Raw genomic sequence first — 19,888 nt, 5'->3', positions numbered from 1 at the left:
ATGACCAACCCGCTGGACTACCCGCGCTTTCCCTTTCGTGCCGGGGCGAGCGCGATGACCACGGCCCCCCTGTCGGCGGTCTGGGAGCAGTGCGTGTCGATCGGCGGGCCCAACCGCTACTACTACATGAACCCGCTGTGGAGCCTGCGCGAGTCGTTGGATGCGCTGCTCGGCGGTCGCGGGCTCAGCCGGGGGCGGCCGCTGCATACCGACCTGCGCCCCGGCGATGTCATCGACTCATGGCGGGTGCTGGTGGTGGAGCCGCGGGAGCGTCTGGCGTTGGGCTTCGGCATGAAGGCCCCGGGGACCGGGGTGCTGGAGTTCACCGTCCGGCCCCATGAGCAGCAGACCCGCGTGCGGGTGACCGCGTATTGGTCCCCGCGGGGGGTGCCCGGGCGCATGTACTGGTACGCCATGGAGCCCGCCCACGCCATCCTGTTCAAGGGGCTGGCCCGCGCCATCTGCCGCCGCGCGGAGACGCGGGCGAGTGGTTGAGCCCCTTCTTTGACACACCGCGAGCGCGTGCCGGATCCTGATCCCTTCTGAACCGCATTGTCGGGAGCTGGAGGACCATGAGCGAGCCGCACATCGAATACCTTCAGGGCGAGGAGATCGGCCAGCGTTTTGAGCAGATCGCCGCGCTGCGGCTGCAGGTCTTCCGGGAATGGCCCTACCTCTACGACGGCAGCATGGAGGAGGAGCGGTACTTCCTGCGCTTTTACCTCGACGCCCCGTGGGCGTTGGCCACCGTGGTTGTGGATGGCGACGAGGTGGTCGGGCTGTCGACGGCCATGCCGCTGACGGACGAGTCCCCGCGGATCCAGAAGCCGTTTATCGATGAAGGCTTCGATCCGGGGCAGGTGTTCTACCTGGCCGAGTCGATCCTCCTGCCGGCCTATCGCGGCCGGGGGTTCTACCGGCACTTTTTCGATGTCCGGGAGCGCCATGCTCGAAGCTGTGGCGACTACCAGTGGGCCACCCTGTGCACTGTGGTCCGTGATCCGGCCCATCCGCTCCGCCCGGCGGACTACCAGCCACTGGACCCCGTCTGGCGGCACTTCGGGTATACGCCCCGCGAGGAGCTGATCGCCTACTACCCTTGGAAGCAGGTCGACGAGCCTGCGGAGACCGATAAGCCCCTGCAGTTCTGGATCAAGCAGTTGTGAAGGCGCTGCGGCGGGATCCCGGCCGAGGGCGTGGCCGGACGGGGAGGAGTGATGCGCATCGAGCCCAAGCCTCTGAACGCCTATCCCTGGTACCTGCGCCCGTTCTTCTGGAACCAGCGCCGCAAATACGGTGAAGTCCTCCAGCCGGGGCTGCTTTGGGGGCGCTCGCCCAGGGTCTTTGCCGCCTTGGCTCTGCTTTTCGGTGCCCTGGAGCGCAGACGCAGCCCCCTGGATCCGGCGCTGCGCTCGCTGGTTACCGTCCGTGTGTCACAGATCAACCACTGCGCGTTCTGCATCGATATCAATACCCGCACGCTGAACCGGCGCGGCGTTGACTGGACGAAGATCACTGCGCTGTCCGAGTGGCGGCAAAGCGATGCCTTCGACGAGCGTGAGCGGGCCGTGCTGACCTACACGGAGGCCATGACCTGCAGTGATGCCGGGGTTCGGGATGAGCACGTTGACGCCTTGCGGCCCTACTTCGACGAAGACGGGCTCGTGGAGCTGACCGGTCTGATCGCCTTCCAAAACATGTCGAGCAAGTTCAACAGTGCCCTCGACGTGCCGGCCCAGGGGTTCTGTCAGGCGCCTGGCAGGAGCCGGGTGAAAGGCGGCCGGCCCGGCGCCGACTGAGCCGCGCCGCCCGGTGCCGCGTTTACGTTCGGGTTGCCGACGGCGGTGGCCCCTCCACGGCAGCCCCGTCCGGTGCCGTGCGCGGGAAGAGGAACGAGGCCGCCGCCACGAGGAGTGCGAGCGTTGCGAAGGCCACGAACGCCTCCGTGTAGCCGGCCTGCGCGATGGCCCAGCCGACCAGCGGCGATCCGAGGGCCTGGCCGACGGTGATCGCCAGGAAGGGGACCACCGGTCCCAGCGAGGGCCGTTGACGCAACAGTCGGACGCCGGTAACCAGGTACAGTCCGGTTAGGGTCATGAACGCCCAACCGAAGACGCCGGCCGAGAACAGCGCGACCCACCACTCGCCCGGGGCGATGGCCACGAGCCCGGTGGCAGCGCCGAGGGCGACCAGCGCCATGGCCTGGGTGGTGGGGGCGCCAAACCGGTCACCGAGGTCACTCGCCCACGCCCCGGCTAGACCGGTGATGCCGACGGCCAACCAAAGCAGCCCGGTGAGCCTCTCGGGAAGATCGCCCATTTCCACGACCAGGTCGGGCGCGAAGATCCAGTAGGCGGACGAGGTCAGGCCCATCGCGACGCAGAACACGGTCAGCCCGACCACTGGCAGCCACCGCCCGGGTTCGTAGGCCCCGGAGGCCGGAGCGTTGTCGCCGGGCTGCGCCCTTGCCGTCTTCGGGATCAGGAACAGGGCGGCAATGACGCCCATGGCTGCGAGGGCCGCGAACGAGCCGTAGGCCAGGCGCCAGGCCCCGCTGAGCAGTAGTACCGTGGGGACGCACAGGATCAGGCCGAAGCTGGTGCCGGCGTTCATCACGGCGTTGACCCGCCCGCGGAGGTCGGCCCGCACGGCCACCTGCGCACCGGCGGACAGCGCCGGCATCATTAGCCCGGTGGAGATGCCACAGGCGAAGACGCCGGCGCCGAGCGTCAGCGCGTCAGCCGCCTGGCTGATCAGCATAAGGCCACCGAACGCAAAAAGACCGGAGACCACGGCCGCGTAGCGCGGACCGAGGCGGTCGACGATAGGTGACGCGATCAGGCTGGCGAAGCAGAAGCTGACAAAGGCCATCGAACTGATGACGCCGACGGCGTCTGCCGAGAGCCCCAGCTCTGTGCGGATGGCGGGGACGAACAGCCCGAACGCGTATCGGGCGAGCCCGAAGGCGACCGCGATCAGTCCGGCCCCGAGAACAGCGTAGCCGACAGCACCCACGGGCCTCATGATTCCGCACCCTGCGCAGTCGCGAGGACGGCGGGGATAATCCCCTGCAAGTGCTCGGTGGCGGCGGCCGCGCCGAGCACCGGGACCAGGGCGTTGGCCCCCTCAAGCACCATCAGCAGGCGTTCCGCCAGCTTCGGATCGCCTCTCGAGCGGTCGCGTTCCAGGGCGTCGCCGATGACGGCGAGGAGCTCGCGCTTGAGCCGGCGACCCTGCTCGGCGATCACCGGATGATCCTGCTCGTACTCGGCGATGGCCTTGAGGACAATGCACCCGCGACCGGGGGTGGTCTCCAGCCAACGGCAGTGGCGTTGTGCCAGTGCGGTGACGGCCTCACCCGGCGCCGCGTTGTCGACGGCAGCGCGCAGATCCTGGAGATAGCGCTCGTAGCGGCGGGCGAGCACCGCCTCCACCAGTGCCTCCTTGGATGGGAAGTGGTTGTACAGCGTCATCCGGGCGACCCCCGCCTGGGTGATGACGCGGTCGATACCCGTGGCGTGGAAGCCGGCCGAGTAAAAAAGCCGCTCGGCCGTGTCGAGCAGATTTTCGCGCTTGCTGTTGATCATGCGATACACCGGATCAGATAGAACGATCTGTCTAGTCTGGGGTAGAGGTCGCGACCTCGTCAATGGACCGGGCTGCGCTCACGCCTCCTCTTGCTCCTGCGGCGGCGGATCCGTGAAGCTCAGCGAGCTATAGCGGGCGAAATACAAGCGTCGGGGACCAGTGATTCGGCGGCAGGCCGACTTTGTTGCCGGGCCGTCGTGGTCGCACCTCTCGCTCAAGGCCGAGGGATTGCTATGGGCGGCTGATGGATCGTGTGCAGATGCCCGGAGGGGATGCGGGGGAGCGACGGGGTGGGGCCGCCCTGGGTAGCTCCGGCCCCCAGCCCGCATGGGCTGGGGGCCGAGGAAGGATCCTACTCCCAGCCGTCGTAGGGGAGGAGGTCCTCATAGATCTCGTCGCTGCGATAAGTCTCGACGCCGAAGAGTAGGCGGCCGCGCTTCTCGATGCTGTCGGCCATGGTGCTGACGAGGTCGAGCGCATCTAGGGCTTGGGTGTTGCTGTACTCGGTCAGGTATGTCTCGGCCAGTTCCGGCTCCCCGGAGGCGATCAGAGCCCCGGCCATGGCGTGCACCTGTTCTTGCTCGGCTCGCCGCGCCGCCTCATACGCGGTCAGCGCCTCCTCGACCTCCGGGTAGAACGCCTCGTAGCGCTTCTCGTGGGCCGGGCCGGCATTCCACAGGGATCCGCCCATGGCGTGGAAGAGGCGCTTGAACTCCCGGAAGGCGTAGCGGCTGGCTTCCTGCTCGAAGAGTTCGGGCGGCAGGAACTGGGCGTCCTCGTCCTGGCTCAGGTAGCGGTGCCACTTGAACTCGACCGGAACGTCTTCCTGGCCAATGTAGTGCGGCATGAACGGGCTCGCTGACGAGGGTGCCACGGTCGCCCAGAGGGTCTGCAGTGTGTGGTGCTCGAGGTCGTCCCGCAGGTGGGCGACCGTCCCGTAGCCCGCCGTCTGGCTGGTGATCTTCGGCGAGCGCACGGCCTCCTTCATGTCGCTCAGCGAGACCGGCTCACGCGCCTCAAGCCAGCGCTCCATCTCGGCGACCGCCGGCGCGCGCATCTGCATGCCGTCCTGCTCGGGCTGCCGATCCGTGCCATAGACCTCATTGAAATGGAAGGCGCCGTCTTGCTCCGGATCGTACCACCCCTGCTCCTCGGCGAAGGAGATAAGGTGCTCGGCACCCATGTAGTCCGGGTGGTCCTGGAAGTCCGCGGGTATCTCGCCGATGTAGCCGGGACGAGAAACCCGTACCTCGTCCGGCGCCAGGCGCTTAGCAGCCCAGAGGCCCTCTCCGCCGGCGAGCTGGATCAGAATCCATCCTTCGTCCTCGTCGGCGAACAGGTGCGAGTTGCCGCCGTAGGTCGCGTGGCCGTGCTCCTCGACCATCTCGCCAACGAGTGCGGTCGCGCCCCTCGCCGACTCGGCACGCTCCATGGCGATCTGCGCATGATCGCTGTAGGAGAGGCCGCGCTGGGGCGTCGGGGTCATCTCGACGAGTTCCTCGCGGGACGGCGACCAGATATCCCGTGCCGCCAGCCCTTGCTCGTTGAGGCCGCCGTTGACCAGCGGGGGCGGGAAGCCGGCCCACGAGGTGTAGCGCACGGCAATGTACTTGTTCGTCTGGCTTGCCTGCGGGATCTCGATGCGCTCGCCGGGGATGTCGGCCTGGTCTGTGATGCCTACCTCCATCGTGGCGCCAGGCTCATGTGACTGCGCCGGGATGACCTCGATGAAGTGGCTCGATGGCTCATCGCCGTAGCCGCCGAGCAGGACGCTACCATCCTCGGTCAGCTCGTGGCCGACGTAGAGCCCTACGCTCTTGCCTCGCTCCTCCTTGGGGTAGGTCGCGGGCGTGGCTGCGAGCAGTTCGCTCGCCTCGCCTCCGGCCAGGGTGGGTGCGCTGGCAGCGCCGCCGATCATCAGTGCCGGTGCGGCGAGGGTGATCAGGCGTTGCGGCAAGATTGCCTCCGGTTGGTTGCTTCCATCATGGATGAACCGTGAAGGCACGCCTCACTCTCGCCCGCAGGCGCAAGGCGTACACTTCCGGGAAGGCGGTGAGAAGGTTGGGAAGATGGCGGAAGGGGAGGGATTCGAACCCCCGGTGGGCAGGGCCCACAGCTGATTTCGAGTCAGCCGCCTTCGTCCGCTCGGCCACCCTTCCTAAGCCTTTTAGGATAGCCAGTAAGGGCGGGCTGCTGCAAGGGGTTACGGCGCGCGTGGTGTGTCGGTGAAGGTGACCGAGCGGTAGCGCGCGAATTGCAGGGTCCTGGACCAGTAGTCCGGGGGCAGGCCGGCCTTGAGCTTGAGCTGAGCGAGGAACTCCTGCGGGTCCGGTAGGCCCTCCCAGACCGCGGGCAGGAAGGTGGCGCGGCGCAGACCGTCGTGGAGGATCAGGCCGTCCTCGCCGGGGACCAGCTCTTCGAGCAGTTGCGCCTCGTGCTCCACCTCCAGGGGTTCGGCCTCGCCGAGGACGGCGACCTTGACGGTCAGCGCGTCGAGTTCTTCGCGGGTGACGGGGTCGAAGCGCGGATCGCTAAAAGCGGCCTCCAGGGCCGAGTCCATGACACTGCGCACCAGCGGTTGGCGGGGCACCAGGCTGCCCATGCAGCCACGCAGCACGTCGCCCTGGTGGAGCGAGACGAAGGCGGCCCCGGGCCGGGTCAGGGCCTCCGGCAGGCCCGAGGCGATGGGCAGCGGCTCGCCCACCTCCTGCTGGTGGGCGATGTTCTGCCGGGCGAAGCGGGGCAGGAGGGCGCCGTGCTCCGACGGGACGTCGGTGCCGATGGGAGTTTGCTCAGTGGAAGACATAGCTGCCATACCCTACGACCGAGGAGCGATCGCCGGTGACATCGCCGGAGTTGCATTGCGCAATCGTCTGCGCCTGCAGGCCGTGCTTGCGCGCGAACCACAGCAGCCCGCGCAGCGGGGCGGCGCCGCAGGCCCGCTGCGGGGTGATCTGCTCGAAGGTGCCGGCCTCGATGGCCGCGGTGGTCTCGGCGTCGAGCTGCCGGGCAGTGGGGTCGTCGTGGAAGTGGCTCAGGTCCGAGCTGACCACCACCAGGGTGTCCGGTTGCCAGAAACGCTCGATCAGGCGGCCGCACGCCTCGGCCGGACCGCGGCCGACCACCAGGGGGAGAACGTCGAAGTCCTCGAGCAGGGTCTGCAGGAAGGGCAGATGGACCTCCAGGCTATGCTCGCGTGCGTGGGCCGTGTCGTCGATGTGCACGCTATCCAGTGCCAGCGCCTTTCGGCGCAGGGTGTCGCTAACGGGCACCGTGCCTAGCGGGGTCGCCAGGGCGTCGGCCATCGGCAGGGCGATGCCGCTGAGGTCGACGAAGTGGGCCGGTCCGAGCAGCACCACGTGGCGCAGTTGCTGGCGGATCGGGGCGATGCGCTGATAGCCCCGCGCCGCGGCGGCACCCGAGAACGGGTAGCCGGCATGGGGGAGCACCATGGCGCGGGGGGCCCGGGCCGGGTCCTGTTCCGGCTCGCCGGCCTCGGCGAGCAGTTCCTGGACGGACCGGCGCAGGGCTTCCGCCTCGCCGGGGTAGAAGCGTCCGGCGACGGCAGGGGGGCGAACCGAGGGCGTGGTCTCGTGCATGGGCGTGACCTCCCGTGGCGAAGGAACCGCAATGTCGATGAACCCGTCTAAACTTTAGACGATTCAACCCGAGCGCGGTTTCCGAGCGATCATGAATCAGACCACGACCCCTGTACCAAGAGAGCGCGATCCCGCGGACCCGTCCGTCGTGGCCACGCGTTTCTGGAGCCGGTGTGACGACGGGCGGCTCCAGTGCGACCTCTGTCCGCGCCACTGTCGCCTGAAGGACGGGCAGCGGGGGCTGTGCTTCGTGCGTATGGCCCGGGGCGGGGAGGTGGTGCTGACCACCTACGGCCGCTCCAGCGGCTTCTGTATCGACCCCATCGAGAAGAAGCCGCTCAACCACTTCCTGCCCGGCTCGTCGGTACTCTCCTTCGGCACCGCCGGCTGCAACCTCGCCTGCAAGTTCTGCCAGAACTGGGACATGAGCAAGTCCCGGGAGATGGACATCCTCGCCGATCGCGCCGAGCCGGAGCAGATCGCCGACGCCGCGGCGGCCCAAGGGGCGCAGAGCGTGGCCTTCACCTACAACGACCCGGTCATTTTCCACGAATATGCAGTGGATGTGGCGGCGGCGTGCCGGGCGCGCGGCATCCGCACGGTGGCGGTGACCGCCGGGTATATCTGCCCGGAGCCCAGGGCGGAGTTCTTCGCTGCCCTGGATGCTGCGAATGTCGACCTCAAGGCGTTCAGTGAGCGTTTCTATCACCGTCTGACCGGCGCCCACCTGGCACCGGTGCTGGATACCCTGCGCTACGTTCGCCACGAAACCGATTGCTGGCTTGAGCTTACCACGCTGCTGATCCCCGGTGAGAACGACAACGATGCCGAGATTGAGGCCATGGCGCAGTGGGTGCTGGAGCACCTCGGCGCGGATGTGCCGATGCACTTCACGGCCTTCCATCCGGCCTTCCGGATGGTGAACCATCCGCGAACGCCGCCGCAGACCCTGAGCCGTGCCCGGGAGATCGCCCTGGCGCAGGGGTTGCGCTATGTCTACACCGGCAACGTCTACGACCCGGAGGGCAGTGCCACCTACTGCCACGCCTGCGGCGAGCGGCTCATTGAGCGCGACCGGTACGAACTCGGTGCCTGGCGGCTGGGCGCCGCCGGCGCCTGCCGGCGCTGCGGGGAGCCGTGCGCCGGGGTCTTCGAGGCCCGCCCCGGGCGCTGGGCGGGGCGGCGCCTACCCTTGCGTTTCAGCTAGTCGCTGCTGGCTTCCCCGGTCCCCGAGGCGGTGCCGATCGGCGCAATCACGCGGACCTTCGCCCAGACCCCTCGTGCGTCCGGGAAGCACAGGGATCCGTCGGCGAAGGTCATCTTCCAGTACGAGATGACCGTGGCGGGGGTCTGCGGGGCGGTGAAGTCGACCTGCAGCGTGACCCGCTCCCCGGGGTCGACCCGCGGGAGCGGTACCGAGGGTTGCAGCGGTACCAGTCGGGCGCCGATCTCCCGGGGGGTACCGGCCGTATCCAGGATGCGGATGTCGTCATCCTGACACGTGAGATAGCGGTCGACCCACGGCTGGTCGCCGAGATTCTGGAGCTGCCAGCCCTTGCGGAAGCGGCTACCCGCCAGCACCGGAGCGCCGTCCGGGTAGTTGAGGTCGCCGATGAAGCCGCTGCGGTCGAGGCCGTTCTCGACGGTCTCCGTGACCCCCGTCGCGTTGGGGTCGTTGCGGAACATGGGCTCGAGCAGTGCCAGCGGGTGGACCTCCAGCGCGTTGGCGATGCGGACGATGGTGCTCATGCTCGGATAGCGCCCCGGTTGCCAGGCGTCGTAGAGGGCCTGACGGCTCATGCCTGCCCGCCGGGCCAGCTCTGCCAGCGGGAGCCCTCGCTCCCGGGCGGTCTTGCGGATGTACTGCTCCAGTTCCGTCTGCATGAGCTCGGGTTTCGTCTTCGTCCGTGGATTAAGCGTAGCCCCGCTGACGGGATGGACTAGGGTAGTGGGCTTTAATCCTTTTTCATAGTAGGGAAACTGGCGCAACTGTCCAGCGATCTGGACGACTCGCACGCCTTGCATGGTCATCCACTGTATAAGGGGGCTACGATCCCCTCGGAAGCTGGCCGAAGTCAGGGCAGTGCAGTTTCGGGTGCGAAGGCTCCTGCCTGTCGGTTCGGCCCGATACGGGGGGCTGTACTGCCCTGACTTCGGCCAGCTGGGGCAGGGCGGAGCCTGGATCCGCCAGCGGTCTGGAATGGACTTCCGAGGTGGTTTGCGTGCGAGGGATCCCGCTGTGTTCCCTGATTGTCTTCGGTGGGCTGGGTCTTGCCCTGGTTTTCGGTGTCGCCTTCACCGCAGCCGGGACGTATCTCGGCCCAGAGAGCCACGCTGCTGAGCCGGCCCGCACGCATCCCGCTTTGCTCACCGCCCACCCGTCGCTCCCCGGCCTGCTGCGCATGCCGGAGGGCGGGCAAGCACCGGCTGGCACGTCGACCTACCTCGTGGCGCTCATCTCAGCCGGGGCAGGCTTCACCGTGGTGGGCCTGTTCGGCCTGTGGCTGCGCCGGCAACTGGTCGTTCCGCTGCAGGAGGCAGCCCGGTCCATCGAGGTTGGGGCGCCGATGCGCCTGCGGGGGATGGCCGGGGCCGTGCGCGAGCTGCGCATGGTCGAGGAGCGCTACAACCGCGCTCGAGAGGCCATGGAGCAGCGCATCGAGGCGCTGGACGAGCAGCTGCATACCGACTGGCTGACCGGGGTGAGCAACCGGCGCGGCCTCGAGGAGGCCTTGCTCGTGGAGTTGGATCGGGCGCGGCGCTCCGGGGCCCCGGTCAGCCTGGTCTTCCTGGATCTCGATGGCTTCAAGGCGCTGAATGATGAGCAGGGCCACGAGTCCGGGGATCGGGCCCTGCAGCAGGTGGCCAGACTGCTGCGCCGGCGCGTACGCGAGGCCGATGCGGTGGCGCGCTGGGGCGGCGACGAGTTCGTGATTCTCTGCCGGGACACCGACTTGGCCGGGGGCGAGGCGTTGGCCCATGCGCTCGCCCGGCGCCTGGCGCAGTGGCCGCGGATGCCGGGTGGGTGTCGGGCAAGCATCGGGGTGAGCGCCTGGCAGCCCGGAGAGGGTTTCCGCGAGTTGATTGCCCGTGCCGACGAGGCCATGTACGACGCCAAGCGCCAGGGTGGTGGGCGCGTCTGCGTCAGGTCAGGTCGCTAAAAAGGTCCTGTTCGCGTTGTCTCGGTTGCAGCCCCGAGAGGCTCACGCCGAGCAGCCTGACCGCCCGGGACCCGGCCTCGGTCTCCGCGAGCAGGGCGGGGATCAGGGCCTCGATGTCCGCCGCCCCGGCGACCGGCCCGTGCGGGGAGACCCGCCGCGTGATGGATTCGAAGTCGGCGTAGCGCAGCTTCAGTGTCACCGTCCGGGCCACCACGCCTTGGCTCTCCAGGCGCGTAGCCACCTTGGCGATGAGCGGAGCCAGCCGCTCGCGGATCTCTTCCGGATCCCGGGTGTCATCCCCGAAGGTGCGTTCGGCACCGATGGATTTCCGTGGTCGGCGCCGCCGGACGGGGCGGTGGTCGATGCCGCGGGCGGCGTCGTGCAGGGTGCCGGCGCGGTTGCCGAGGAACACGTGCAGATCGGCCAGCTCCCAGTCGAGCAGGTCGCCGACCCGGGTGATGCCGAGGCGCTCGAGCCGGGCGGCGGTGGCCGGCCCGACGCCGTGAAGCCTTCGGATTGGCTGAGCGGTGACGTACGCCGGTCCCTGTTCGGGTGGGACGACGTAGAGGCCGTCCGGCTTGCCCTCGTCCGAGGCGAGCTTGGCCAGCAGCTTGTTGTAAGACACCCCCGCCGATGCCGTCAGGCCGGTCTCCTCGCGGATGCGCCGGCGGATCGCCTGGGCCATGTGGGTGGCGGATCCGTGGAAGCGCTGCGAGCCGGTGACGTCCAGGTACGCCTCATCCAGCGAGAGCGGCTCGATGGTGGTGGCGAAGTCGGCAAAGATGCCGTGGATCTGCCGCGAGATGGCGCGGTAGTGGTCGAAGCGCGGGCGCAGGAAGGTGGCGTCCGGGCACAGGCGGCGGGCCCGGGCAGCCGGCTGCGCCGAGCGAATGCCGAAGGTTCGCGCCTCGTAACTCGCCGCGGCGACCACCCCTCGCCCGTCGGGGGACCCTCCCACCACCACCGGTCGTCCACGCAGGCTCGGGTTGTCGCGTTGCTCCACCGAGGCGTAGAAGGCATCCATGTCGATGTGGATGATCTTGCGCGCGGTCATCGCTACAACGCTCAGTCCGCTCGGGTCAGCCACTCCACGCCGGCGGCGGTCACCACCCCGGTGACCACCGCCCAGATGGCCAGGCTACCGATCATCCACTGCGCCGTCTGCCGCCGCCAGGCGCCCAGGGCCAGGGCCATCACTGCCGCCAGGTGGATGCCGGTGAGCACTGGCCCGAGCAGCGCCAGTCCGGGCAGCCCGTAGCGATCCCAGACTCGAGTGGCGCGGTCGCTCCAGCGCCGGCGCACCGGCCCGCGGCGGCGCTCCCACCAGCGAAACAGGGCGATGATGGCGAAAACCGGCAGCGCGTTGCCGATGAATGCGACTACGGTGAGCGGGGTCACCGAGAGCCCCATGGCTGCGCCCATGGGAATGACGACCATGAGCTCCACCCACGGAGTGGCGGCGAGCAGGAAGACGACCGAGTACTTGAGCAGCAGTTCCATAGAGGGGGCCGGCGCATGAATGAGCGGCCCATTCTAAGCGAATCGTCTAGATAAAGAGTTCCGGGGGCAGGGCCCAGTTTGCGGGATCCTCGGCACGCTCGATGCGGTGAGCGGGGTGGCCGTGGTACAGGTCCAGAGTGGGGGGTGGTTCGATCATGCGCTGCGCCGAGATATCGTAGACCACCCGGACACGCGGCTTGTCTGCGGGGCGGTCCCGGGCCTCCAGGACCACGCCGAGCTTGCCGGACGATAGGCGCACCAGGGTGCCCGGTGGATAGATTCCGACGCAGCGCACGAACCGCTGCACCAGCTTACCGTCCAACCCCTGGCCGGCTTCGTGGGCGACGATGCGGAGTCCTTCGGTCGGTGGGCGGCCGCGGTGGTAGGCGCGGATGGCGGTGACGGCATCGTAGATGTCGACAATGGCGGCCATGCGGGTCTCGATGCTCAGCTGCCGGCCGCTCAGGCCGTAGGGGTACCCGGAGCCGTCGATCCGTTCGTGGTGCTGCTCGGCGATGCGCACGGCCAGCGGAGTGGCCTGGGCCGTCTCGCGCAGTAGCGCCGCGCCGCGCCAGGTGTGGTCCTTGACCTGCTGATACTCCTCCGGCGTCAGCGGACCCGGCTTGGAGATGATGGCATCCGGTAGCAGCGTTTTGCCGATGTCGTGGACGATCCCGGCGGAGCCTAGTGCACGTACATGGGGCTCGGGCATGCGCAGGTAGCGCGCGAACGCCATCAGCAGTACGCCGACGTTGACGCTGTGCTGGTAGGTGTAGTGGTCGCGGGAGCGGATGCGCCCGAAGGCGAGCATGGCATCCGGGTGCTCGTGCAGGGCAGCGGAGAGTTCCTCGCTGATGGTGTCGATGTCCTGCATGCGCAGGGCCCGGCCGGCGCGGGCATCCTGCAGCAGCTCGCGCACCGCCGAGCGCGCCTCCTGAGTCAGTTGCCGTGCCCACTGCCGCCCGTCGCCGGCCTTGGCCCGGGCGGGGCGCCGGTGGCTTGGTTCGGCGGCCTGCTGCGCCGCGCCGGAGGTTTCGGGGCGTCCGCGGTGTGGGTCGACCCGCACCCGGGTCAGCCCCATGGCGCGGATCTTGTCGATGCTCGCCTGCTCTAGCTCGAACTGGTTGTACAGGAACGGGTGCATGGCCCACTGCACGCCCAGGTCGACGAGGTACATGCCGGGGCGCAGGTCCTCGACCGGGACCTCGACCGCGTCCCTGGGTGGTGGTCTTTCCACGACTGCTTCCCTCCGCCCGGTTCCCTGCCGGGGATCGCAACCCTGCATTTGAAACTCCAGCGGTCAGCGTAACCCAAACGCCATTTCCCGCAACCCGGAGAGGGGAGCCGTTGGCATTGCCGCACCGCCCTTATATCCTGATCGGGTTCGAGCCCGCCCCGGAGGTCGCATGTTCCTAGAGCGCAACCCGCGATTCGTCAGCCGGCTGACGCGTGAGACCCTCGCGCTGATCATGGCCGGCGGCCGCGGTGGACGGCTCTCCAGCCTCACGGACTGGCGCACCAAGCCGGCGATCCCCTTTGGCGGCAAGTTCCGGCTGATCGACTTCCCGCTCTCGAACTGCATCAATTCGGGGATCCGTCGGGTGGGCATCCTGACGCAGTACAAGGCCCACTCACTGATCCAGCATGTCCAGCGCGGCTGGGGGTTCCTGCGCGGTGAGTTCGGCGAGTTCGTCGAACTCATCCCCGCCCAGCAGCGCATGGACAAGCCGCTGTGGTACTCCGGCACGGCTGATTCGGTCTACCAGAACATCGACATCATCCAGGCCCACGACCCGAGCTACGTGCTGATCCTCGCCGGCGATCACGTCTATAAGATGGACTACGGTGCGATGATCGCCCGCCATGTGGAGTCCGACGCCGACGTCACCGTCGGCTGCGTGCAGGTGAGTCTGGAGCAGGCCCGCGCCTTCGGGGTGATGACCGTCGAGAAGGACGGGCGCGTCACCGCCCTGACCGAGAAGCCGACGCACCCCGAGCCGATGCCGGGCAAGGACGATGTGGCCCTGGTCTCCATGGGTATCTATGTCTTCAACCGCGACTACCTGCTGCAGGTGCTGCGCGAGGACGCCGAGAACTTCGCCAGCTCGCGGGACTTTGGGCGGGACGTCCTGCCCGCGGCCATCCAGCGCGATCACGTCCAGGCCTTCCCGTTCAGCGACCCGGTCAGCGGCAAGCAGGCCTACTGGCGGGATGTGGGCACCGTGGACGCCTTCTACCGCGCCAATCAGGAGCTGATCCAGGAGGAGCCGGAGCTCGATCTCTACGACGACGAGTGGCCGATCTGGACCTACCAGGCGCAGCTGCCGCCGGCGAAATTCATGCATGATCAGAGTGGCAAGCGCGGCATGGCCATCGATTCGATGGTCTCCGGCGGCAACATCATCGCCGGTGCCTCGGTGCGTCGCTCGGTGCTCTTCTCGCGGGTGAAGGTGGGCCCCGGTGCCGAGGTCAAGGAGTCGGTGATCCTGCCCCGGGTGACCGTCGGCGACGGCTGCCGGGTGCGCAATGCGGTCATCGATGAGGGCTGCCGCATCCCGCCGGGGATGGTCATCGGCGAGGACCTGGAGACCGACCGCGAGCGATTCCATGTCACCCCGGGCGGTGTGGTGCTGGTCACCGCCGAGATGCTGGGCCAGGAAGTGGCTCACGTGCGCTGAAACGCCCGCGCTTCGCCGACGCTCGCGTCCCCGCCCATTGCCCCTGATACCAGGAAGCTTGTATGGCTGAGATCCCTGCTGTCGAAGGACTGTTCAACCAATTCGCCATCCTGCTGCTCGTTGCAGCCGTCATTGGCTTTATCGGCACCCGCCTCAAGCAGCCGCTGATCGTATCTTTCATCGCGGTGGGCATCCTGGTGGGCCCGTCTGCGCTTGGCTGGGTGGACGGGCACGAGCCGATGATGGAACTGCTGGCCGAGATCGGTATCGCGCTGCTGCTGTTCATCGTCGGCCTCAAGCTCGATCTGCACCTGATCCGCACCATGGGGCCCGTGGCTCTCGCTACTGGCCTGGGGCAGGTGATCTTCACCTCGGCGGTTGGTTTCCTGATCGCACTGGCGATGGGCATGGAGCCGATCACCGCCCTCTACGTGGCGGTGGCGCTGACCTTCTCGAGTACCATCATCATCGTCAAGCTGCTGTCGGATAAGAAGGAGATCGACGCCCTGCACGGGCGCATCGCCATCGGTTTTCTGATCGTGCAGGACATCTGCGTGGTCCTGGCCATGATCCTGATCACCTCCCTGGCAGCTGGTGAGGGGGACGCCAACGTCGCCGTCGAGGTGGGGCAGGTCCTGCTGACGGGCGTGGCCCTGCTGCTGTTCGTGGGCGTGTTGATGCGCTATGTGCTGCCGCGGCTGCTTAACATGCTGGCGCGCACACCGGAGCTGCTGGTGCTCTTCTCCATCGCCCTGGCTGTGGCGATGGCCACTGGGGGCGATCTGATGGGCTTCAGCAAGGAGGTGGGGGCTTTCCTGGCGGGTATCGCCATCGCATCCACGCCCTATCGCGAGGCGGTGGCCTCGCGGCTGACGGCGCTGCGCGATTTCCTGCTGCTGTTCTTCTTCATCTCCCTGGGCGCGCAGCTGGATATGGGCACCATCGGCGATCAGGTGGTGCCGGCGCTGATCTTCTCGGCCTTCGTGCTCATCGGCAACCCGATCATCGTGCTGATCATCATGGGCTTTATGGGCTACCGCAAGCGCACCGGCTTCCTGGCCGGGCTGACGGTGGCGCAGATCTCGGAGTTCTCCCTGATCCTCGCGGCCCTGGGCATGTCGGTGGGGCACATCGGCCAGGACACCATGGGGCTGGTGACGCTGGTGGGGCTGATCACCATCGGCGCTTCCACCTACATGATCCTCTACTCCAAGCCGCTCTATGAGCGTCTGGCGCCGCTGCTCTCGGTCTTCGAGCGCAGGACCCCGCACGCGGAGATCGCCCTGGACAGTCAGCCGGATCAGCACTACGAGGCCGATGTGGTGATCTTCGGTTTGGGCCGCTACGGGCACCAGCTGGCCAAGAACTTCAAGGCCCGCGGCTGGCGGGTGCTCGGCGTGGACTTCGACCCGACCCTGGTGGGACAGTGGCGGGACGAAGGCCACATGGCCCACTACGGCGATGCCTCGGACCCGGAGTTCCCGCAGACCCTGCCGCTGGGCCGGGCCCGCTGGGTGATCAGCACGGTGCCCGATCGGGACATCGGGGCAACGCTGATCACTGCGCTGCGCGGGGCCGGCTACCGCGGTAAGGTGGCGGTTACGTCCCACTCGCGGATGGATGCTGACTACCTGCGTGGCCACGGGCCCGACCGGGTCCTGCTGCCCTTCGTCGACGCCGCGGAGATGGCCGTGGCCGGGATCACCGGGGGGCAGGGAGGCGGTGAACGATGAGCCTTGAGCGGATCCTGATTGCCAGCGACCTATCGGAACGGGCGGCGCTGGCCGGCGCTCGGTCGGCGCAGTTGGCCGAAGAGGCGGGAGCCGGCGTCGTAGCCGTCTGTGTCGTCGAGGGTGATATCCCGGCCGAGGGCGGCGGTGGCGATCCGCGGGCCACGGTACAACAGGCGGTCGAGGCCGAGCTGCAGCGGGTCACGCCGGGGCACTGGGCATCCGTGCGGGTGCGTTTCGGAGACACGCTTGGTGAGTTGTCTCGGGTGGCCGAGGAGGAGCAGGCTCAGCTGCTCCTCCTTGGTGCCCATGGTCAGCATTTCGCGGCCGACTGGGTGCTGGGGACGACCGCCGAGCAGGTCGTGCGCCACCTGCCGGTGCCCACTCTGGTGGTCCGGCAGTCGGCGGAGCATCCCTACCGGCGCATCCTGGTCGCCACCGATTTTTCCGCCTGTGCCCGCGCCGCCCTGCAGCGCGTAGCGGACTGGTTCCCGGGCGCGGACCTGGAGCTGCTCCATGTCCTCGACACCCAGGCCCTGGAGCAGATGCGTACCGCCGGGGTGGATCCGCGCTGGGTGGAGCGGCGCTACGAGCAGCTGCGCACCGAAGCCGAGTCCCGTCTACGTGAGGAACTGCTCGCCTGCAGGGTCGATCCGGATGAGGTGACGATGACGCTGTTGGCGGGCCATCCGGCGGAGTTCTTGCTCGAGCGCGTGCGGACCCGCCAGCCCCAGCTGGTGGCCATGGGCAATCACGGCCGCGGACGCTGGGGCAATCTGCTGCTCGGCAGCGTGGCCAGCCGCGTGCTGCACCAGATCGACACGGACCTGCTACTGGTCCGTGCCGGGGAGGGCTGAGGACGCCCCGGGCATGCCGCTGCGGTGGCGGTCCGCAACCTTCCCGACTGCGCGGAGGTTTCATGGTGGAGGACGAAGGGGACGCGGCCCCCGGGGCCGCGCAGGAGCCGGCTGGACGCTGGCATGCCAGAGAGGCCGAGCAGGTTGCCGAGCACTTCGGCTCGGGGCCGCAGGGCTTGGCGGTCGACGAGGTCCAGGCGCGTCTGCAGCGCCACGGCCCCAACCGGCTGCAGCCGCCCGAGCGGGCCGGCCCGGTGGTGCGCTTCCTGCGCCACTTCCACAACATCCTGATCTACATCCTGATCGCCGCTGCGCTGGGCACCGCGCTGCTCGGCCACTGGGTCGATACCGGGGTGATCCTGGCGGTGGTGCTGATCAACACCCTCATCGGCTTCCTCCAGGAGGGCAAGGCGGAGCGCGCCCTGGATGCCATCCGCCAGATGCTCTCGCCCCAGGCGGTGGTGGTCCGCGGCGGCGAGCGCCAGGAGGTCGACGCCGCCGAGATCGTCCCCGGCGACGTCGTCTTCCTCCAGGCCGGTGACAAGGTGCCCGCCGACCTGCGTCTGCTCAACGCCAAGAACCTGCGCATCGACGAGGCGGTGCTCACCGGTGAGTCGGTGCCGGTGGAGAAGGGCACCGAGGCGGTGGATGCCGGTGCGGATCTCGGCGACCGGCGGGGGATGGCCTACTCCGGCACCCTGGTGACCTTCGGCCGGGGGCTCGGCGTGGTGGTGGCCACCGGGGCGGAAACCGAGGTCGGGCGCATCTCGCAGATGCTCGGCGAGGTGCACAGCCTGCAGACGCCGCTGATCCGACAGACCGAGCAGTTCGGCCGCTGGCTGGCGGCGATCATCGTGGTGGTGGCGGCCTTCACCTTCGCCTTCGGCTACTGGGTGCGGGACTACCCGCTCGACGAGATGTTCCTGGCCGCGGCCAGCCTGGCGGTCTCCACCATCCCCGAGGGTCTGCCGGCGATCCTGACCATCGCCCTGGCCATCGGCTTGCAGAAGATGGCCCGGCGCAACGCCATTATCCGGCGCCTGCCCGCGGTGGAGACCCTCGGCTCGGTCTCGACCATCTGCTCGGACAAGACCGGCACGCTCACCCGCAACGAGATGACCGTGGCCACCCTGGTCAGTGGCGAGCGGCAGCTGCGGGTCGATGGCGTCGGTTATGCCCCCCACGGCGGGTTCTGCGAGGGGCACGAGGAGGTGTTCCCCGACCGCGACCCGGTCTTCCACCAGGCCCTGCTCTGCGCCCTGCTGTGCAACGACGCGGAGCACTTCGAGCGCGACGGCGAGTGGCGTCTGCGCGGCGACCCCACCGAGGGGTCGCTGGTGGTGGCCGCACGCAAGGCCGGCTACGATCCGGTGGCCGAGGCGGAGCAGCGCCCGCGCGTGGACGTCATCCCGTTTGAGTCGGATCACAAATACATGGCGACCCTGCACTCTGACCATCACGGATGGCAGGGGATCTATCTCAAGGGCAGTCCGGAGCGGCTGCTCGAGCTCTGCAGTCACGAGCAGACCACCGCGGGGGCGCAGCCGCTGGAGCGGGCCCGGTGGGAGTCGGCCATGGACGAGGTGGCCGCTCGCGGTGAGCGCCTGCTGGCCCTGGCCGTGCGGGAGGTCGAGCCCCATCAGCAGGAGCTGACCTACGAGCAGGTGGAGGCGGGGGGATTCACCCTGCTGGCGCTGGTCGGCATCATCGACCCGCCCCGCGAGGAGGCCATCGAGGCGGTTGCCCGTGCCCAGGGGGCGGGGATCCGGGTGAAGATGATCACCGGGGATCACCTGGCCACCGCGCGGGCCATCGGCCGGCAGCTGGGGATCGGGCAGGGGGCGGCGGTCTCCGGCCAGGAGATCGACGGCATGGACGACGCGACGCTGCAGGAGACGGTACGCCGCGTCGATGTCTTTGCCCGCACCACGCCGGAGCACAAGCTGCGCTTGGTTCAGGCCCTGCAGGCCGAAGGTGGCATCTGTGCCATGACCGGCGACGGGGTCAACGATGCGCCGGCGCTCAAGCGCGCCGACGTCGGCGTGGCCATGGGCAACAAGGGCACCGAGGCGGCCAAGGAGGCCTCGGAGATGGTCCTGGCCGACGACAACTTCGCCTCCATCACGCACGCGGTGGAGGAGGGCCGCGCCGTCTACGACAACATCCGCAAGGCGATCCTGCACATGCTGCCCACCAACGCCGGGCAGTCGCTGACCATCATGATGGCGATCCTGATGGGGCTGGCCCTGCCGCTGACCCCGGTGCAGGTGCTCTGGGTGAACATGGTCACCTCGGTGACGCTGGCCATGGCGCTCGCCTTCGAGCCCGCCGAGCCGGGGGTGATGGGGCGGCCGCCGCGGGATCCGAAGGCGCCGCTGCTCTCCGGCTTCATGCTCTGGCGTATCCCGTTTGTGGCGCTGCTGCTGTGGCTGGGGACCTTCGGCCACTTCGTGTGGATGGAGGAGGTGGTCGGCGCCAGCGATGAGCTGGCCCGGACCGTGGCTATCAACACCCTGGTCGCCGGCCAGGCGTTCTATCTGCTCAACCTGCGCCTGATCTACGACCCGATCTGGCGGGGCTGGGCGTTGTTCCGCTCGCAGGCGATGTGGATCGCCATCGGCGTGCTCATCCTGCTCCAGATTGCCTTCACCTACGCCCCGGTCATGCACGCGCTCTTCGGCACCACGCCGATTGGGCCCCAGGACTGGGCGCGCATCTTGCTCTTCGGGCTGGCGGTGTTCGTGATCGTGGAGTTGGAGAAGGCCGTCGTCCGCC

Annotated in this window: 18 protein-coding genes and 1 tRNA gene; 9 read left to right on the top strand and 10 right to left on the bottom strand. The window is 68.5% G+C overall.

All coding sequences use genetic code 11. The features are described from left to right. The 3 genes from LRF89_RS11385 (at position 1) to LRF89_RS11375 (ending at position 1,799) form a co-directional block, all read left to right on the top strand. Positions 1–495: a DUF2867 domain-containing protein gene (locus LRF89_RS11385; protein ID WP_201171763.1), complete on the top strand. Its 495-nt coding sequence runs from the start codon at positions 1–3 to the stop codon at positions 493–495. Between the two features lie 77 nt (positions 496–572). Further along, complete coding sequence (locus LRF89_RS11380; protein WP_201171761.1) at positions 573–1,166, top strand: GNAT family N-acetyltransferase; 594 nt, start codon at positions 573–575, stop codon at positions 1,164–1,166. A 51-nt stretch (positions 1,167–1,217) separates the two neighbouring features. Next, positions 1,218–1,799 (top strand): carboxymuconolactone decarboxylase family protein, encoded by a 582-nt coding sequence (locus LRF89_RS11375; RefSeq protein WP_201171750.1) that lies wholly within the window; start codon positions 1,218–1,220, stop codon positions 1,797–1,799. Between the two features lie 22 nt (positions 1,800–1,821). Here the strand turns inward: LRF89_RS11375 and LRF89_RS11370 are convergent, their stop codons facing one another. The 6 genes from LRF89_RS11370 to amrB form a co-directional block, all read right to left on the bottom strand. After that, positions 1,822–3,024 carry an MFS transporter gene (locus tag LRF89_RS11370; protein ID WP_201171748.1) on the bottom strand — a complete coding sequence of 401 codons (1,203 nt, stop codon included), beginning with the start codon at positions 3,022–3,024 and terminating at the stop codon, positions 1,822–1,824. Then, a complete protein-coding gene (locus LRF89_RS11365; protein WP_201171747.1) occupies positions 3,021–3,587 on the bottom strand; it encodes a TetR/AcrR family transcriptional regulator in 567 nt (188 codons plus the stop codon). The genes LRF89_RS11370 and LRF89_RS11365 overlap by 4 nt, the downstream gene beginning before the upstream one ends. A 353-nt stretch (positions 3,588–3,940) precedes the next feature. Then, positions 3,941–5,545, bottom strand: a complete 1,605-nt coding sequence (locus tag LRF89_RS11360; RefSeq protein ID WP_201171746.1) for a C69 family dipeptidase — start codon at positions 5,543–5,545, stop codon at positions 3,941–3,943. A 113-nt stretch (positions 5,546–5,658) separates the two neighbouring features. Then, a tRNA-Ser gene (locus LRF89_RS11355) sits at positions 5,659–5,747 on the bottom strand. A gap of 44 nt (positions 5,748–5,791) precedes the next feature. After that, positions 5,792–6,394, bottom strand: coding sequence for an AmmeMemoRadiSam system protein A (gene amrA, locus LRF89_RS11350; protein WP_201171741.1), 603 nt, complete (start codon positions 6,392–6,394; stop codon positions 5,792–5,794). Next, on the bottom strand, positions 6,381–7,187 hold the full coding sequence (amrB, locus tag LRF89_RS11345) for an AmmeMemoRadiSam system protein B (protein WP_201171739.1): 807 nt from the start codon (positions 7,185–7,187) through the stop codon (positions 6,381–6,383). The genes amrA and amrB overlap by 14 nt, the downstream gene beginning before the upstream one ends. A gap of 91 nt (positions 7,188–7,278) precedes the next feature. On the opposite strand from amrB, the gene amrS reads away from it, so the two are divergent. Next, the gene (gene amrS / locus LRF89_RS11340) at positions 7,279–8,394 is read left to right on the top strand and encodes an AmmeMemoRadiSam system radical SAM enzyme (protein WP_201171738.1); all 1,116 of its coding nucleotides are present in this window, start codon (positions 7,279–7,281) and stop codon (positions 8,392–8,394) included. On the opposite strand, the gene LRF89_RS11335 is transcribed toward amrS, so the two are convergent. Further along, on the bottom strand, positions 8,391–9,071 hold the full coding sequence (locus tag LRF89_RS11335) for an NBR1-Ig-like domain-containing protein (protein ID WP_201171737.1): 681 nt from the start codon (positions 9,069–9,071) through the stop codon (positions 8,391–8,393). The two genes, amrS and LRF89_RS11335, sit on opposite strands and share 4 nt — an antisense overlap. 338 nt (positions 9,072–9,409) lie before the next feature. Here LRF89_RS11335 and LRF89_RS13615 point away from each other — a divergent pair, with 338 nt between their 5' ends. After that, positions 9,410–10,348 (top strand): diguanylate cyclase, encoded by a 939-nt coding sequence (locus LRF89_RS13615; RefSeq protein WP_201171735.1) that lies wholly within the window; start codon positions 9,410–9,412, stop codon positions 10,346–10,348. Here LRF89_RS13615 and dinB read toward each other — a convergent pair. Genes dinB through LRF89_RS11315 form a run of 3 tightly spaced genes read right to left on the bottom strand, consistent with a single transcriptional unit; the run spans position 10,332 to position 13,085 of the window. After that, complete coding sequence (dinB, locus tag LRF89_RS11325) at positions 10,332–11,402, bottom strand: DNA polymerase IV (protein WP_201171734.1); 1,071 nt, start codon at positions 11,400–11,402, stop codon at positions 10,332–10,334. The genes LRF89_RS13615 and dinB overlap by 17 nt on opposite strands. Before the next feature lie 11 nt (positions 11,403–11,413). After that, entirely contained in the window at positions 11,414–11,848 is a 435-nt protein-coding gene (locus LRF89_RS11320; RefSeq protein ID WP_201171713.1) for a small multi-drug export protein, read from the bottom strand. A 46-nt stretch (positions 11,849–11,894) separates the two neighbouring features. Beyond that, the gene (locus LRF89_RS11315) at positions 11,895–13,085 is read right to left on the bottom strand and encodes an HD domain-containing phosphohydrolase (protein ID WP_201171707.1); all 1,191 of its coding nucleotides are present in this window, start codon (positions 13,083–13,085) and stop codon (positions 11,895–11,897) included. Between the two features lie 169 nt (positions 13,086–13,254). Between LRF89_RS11315 and glgC the strand changes: the two genes are divergently transcribed. The 4 genes from glgC to LRF89_RS11295 form a co-directional block, all read left to right on the top strand. Then, entirely contained in the window at positions 13,255–14,526 is a 1,272-nt protein-coding gene (gene glgC / locus LRF89_RS11310; protein WP_201171705.1) for a glucose-1-phosphate adenylyltransferase, read from the top strand. Between the two features lie 62 nt (positions 14,527–14,588). Continuing rightward, complete coding sequence (locus LRF89_RS11305; RefSeq protein WP_201171704.1) at positions 14,589–16,259, top strand: cation:proton antiporter; 1,671 nt, start codon at positions 14,589–14,591, stop codon at positions 16,257–16,259. Then, on the top strand, positions 16,256–17,113 hold the full coding sequence (locus LRF89_RS11300; protein ID WP_201171703.1) for a universal stress protein: 858 nt from the start codon (positions 16,256–16,258) through the stop codon (positions 17,111–17,113). Before LRF89_RS11305 ends, LRF89_RS11300 begins: the two co-directional genes overlap by 4 nt. A gap of 62 nt (positions 17,114–17,175) precedes the next feature. Next, positions 17,176–19,888: cation-transporting P-type ATPase (locus LRF89_RS11295; protein WP_238637148.1), on the top strand; the 2,713-nt coding region annotated here is incomplete at its 3' end.

The sequence above is a fragment of the Halorhodospira sp. 9621 genome (genome assembly GCF_022228055.1).
Classification (GTDB): domain Bacteria; phylum Pseudomonadota; class Gammaproteobacteria; order Nitrococcales; family Halorhodospiraceae; genus Halorhodospira; species Halorhodospira halophila_A.
Note: the sequence above shows the minus strand (reverse complement) of the source record. Positions and strands in the feature narration are given on the sequence as shown.

Bases quoted from the DNA above. Each gene is read 5' to 3' on its own strand.
- dinB (WP_201171734.1), bottom strand. From the start codon at position 11,402: ATGACCGCGCGCAAGATCATCCACATCGACATGGATGCCTTCTACGCC.
- amrS (WP_201171738.1), top strand. From the start codon at position 7,279: ATGAATCAGACCACGACCCCTGTACCAAGAGAGCGCGATCCCGCGGAC.
- LRF89_RS11335 (WP_201171737.1), bottom strand. From the start codon at position 9,071: ATGCAGACGGAACTGGAGCAGTACATCCGCAAGACCGCCCGGGAGCGA.
- LRF89_RS11380 (WP_201171761.1), top strand. From the start codon at position 573: ATGAGCGAGCCGCACATCGAATACCTTCAGGGCGAGGAGATCGGCCAG.
- LRF89_RS11385 (WP_201171763.1), top strand. From the start codon at position 1: ATGACCAACCCGCTGGACTACCCGCGCTTTCCCTTTCGTGCCGGGGCG.
- LRF89_RS11305 (WP_201171704.1), top strand. From the start codon at position 14,589: ATGGCTGAGATCCCTGCTGTCGAAGGACTGTTCAACCAATTCGCCATC.
- amrA (WP_201171741.1), bottom strand. From the start codon at position 6,394: ATGTCTTCCACTGAGCAAACTCCCATCGGCACCGACGTCCCGTCGGAG.
- LRF89_RS11320 (WP_201171713.1), bottom strand. From the start codon at position 11,848: ATGGAACTGCTGCTCAAGTACTCGGTCGTCTTCCTGCTCGCCGCCACT.
- glgC (WP_201171705.1), top strand. From the start codon at position 13,255: ATGTTCCTAGAGCGCAACCCGCGATTCGTCAGCCGGCTGACGCGTGAG.
- LRF89_RS11300 (WP_201171703.1), top strand. From the start codon at position 16,256: ATGAGCCTTGAGCGGATCCTGATTGCCAGCGACCTATCGGAACGGGCG.
- LRF89_RS11365 (WP_201171747.1), bottom strand. From the start codon at position 3,587: ATGATCAACAGCAAGCGCGAAAATCTGCTCGACACGGCCGAGCGGCTT.
- LRF89_RS11370 (WP_201171748.1), bottom strand. From the start codon at position 3,024: ATGAGGCCCGTGGGTGCTGTCGGCTACGCTGTTCTCGGGGCCGGACTG.
- amrB (WP_201171739.1), bottom strand. From the start codon at position 7,187: ATGCACGAGACCACGCCCTCGGTTCGCCCCCCTGCCGTCGCCGGACGC.
- LRF89_RS11375 (WP_201171750.1), top strand. From the start codon at position 1,218: ATGCGCATCGAGCCCAAGCCTCTGAACGCCTATCCCTGGTACCTGCGC.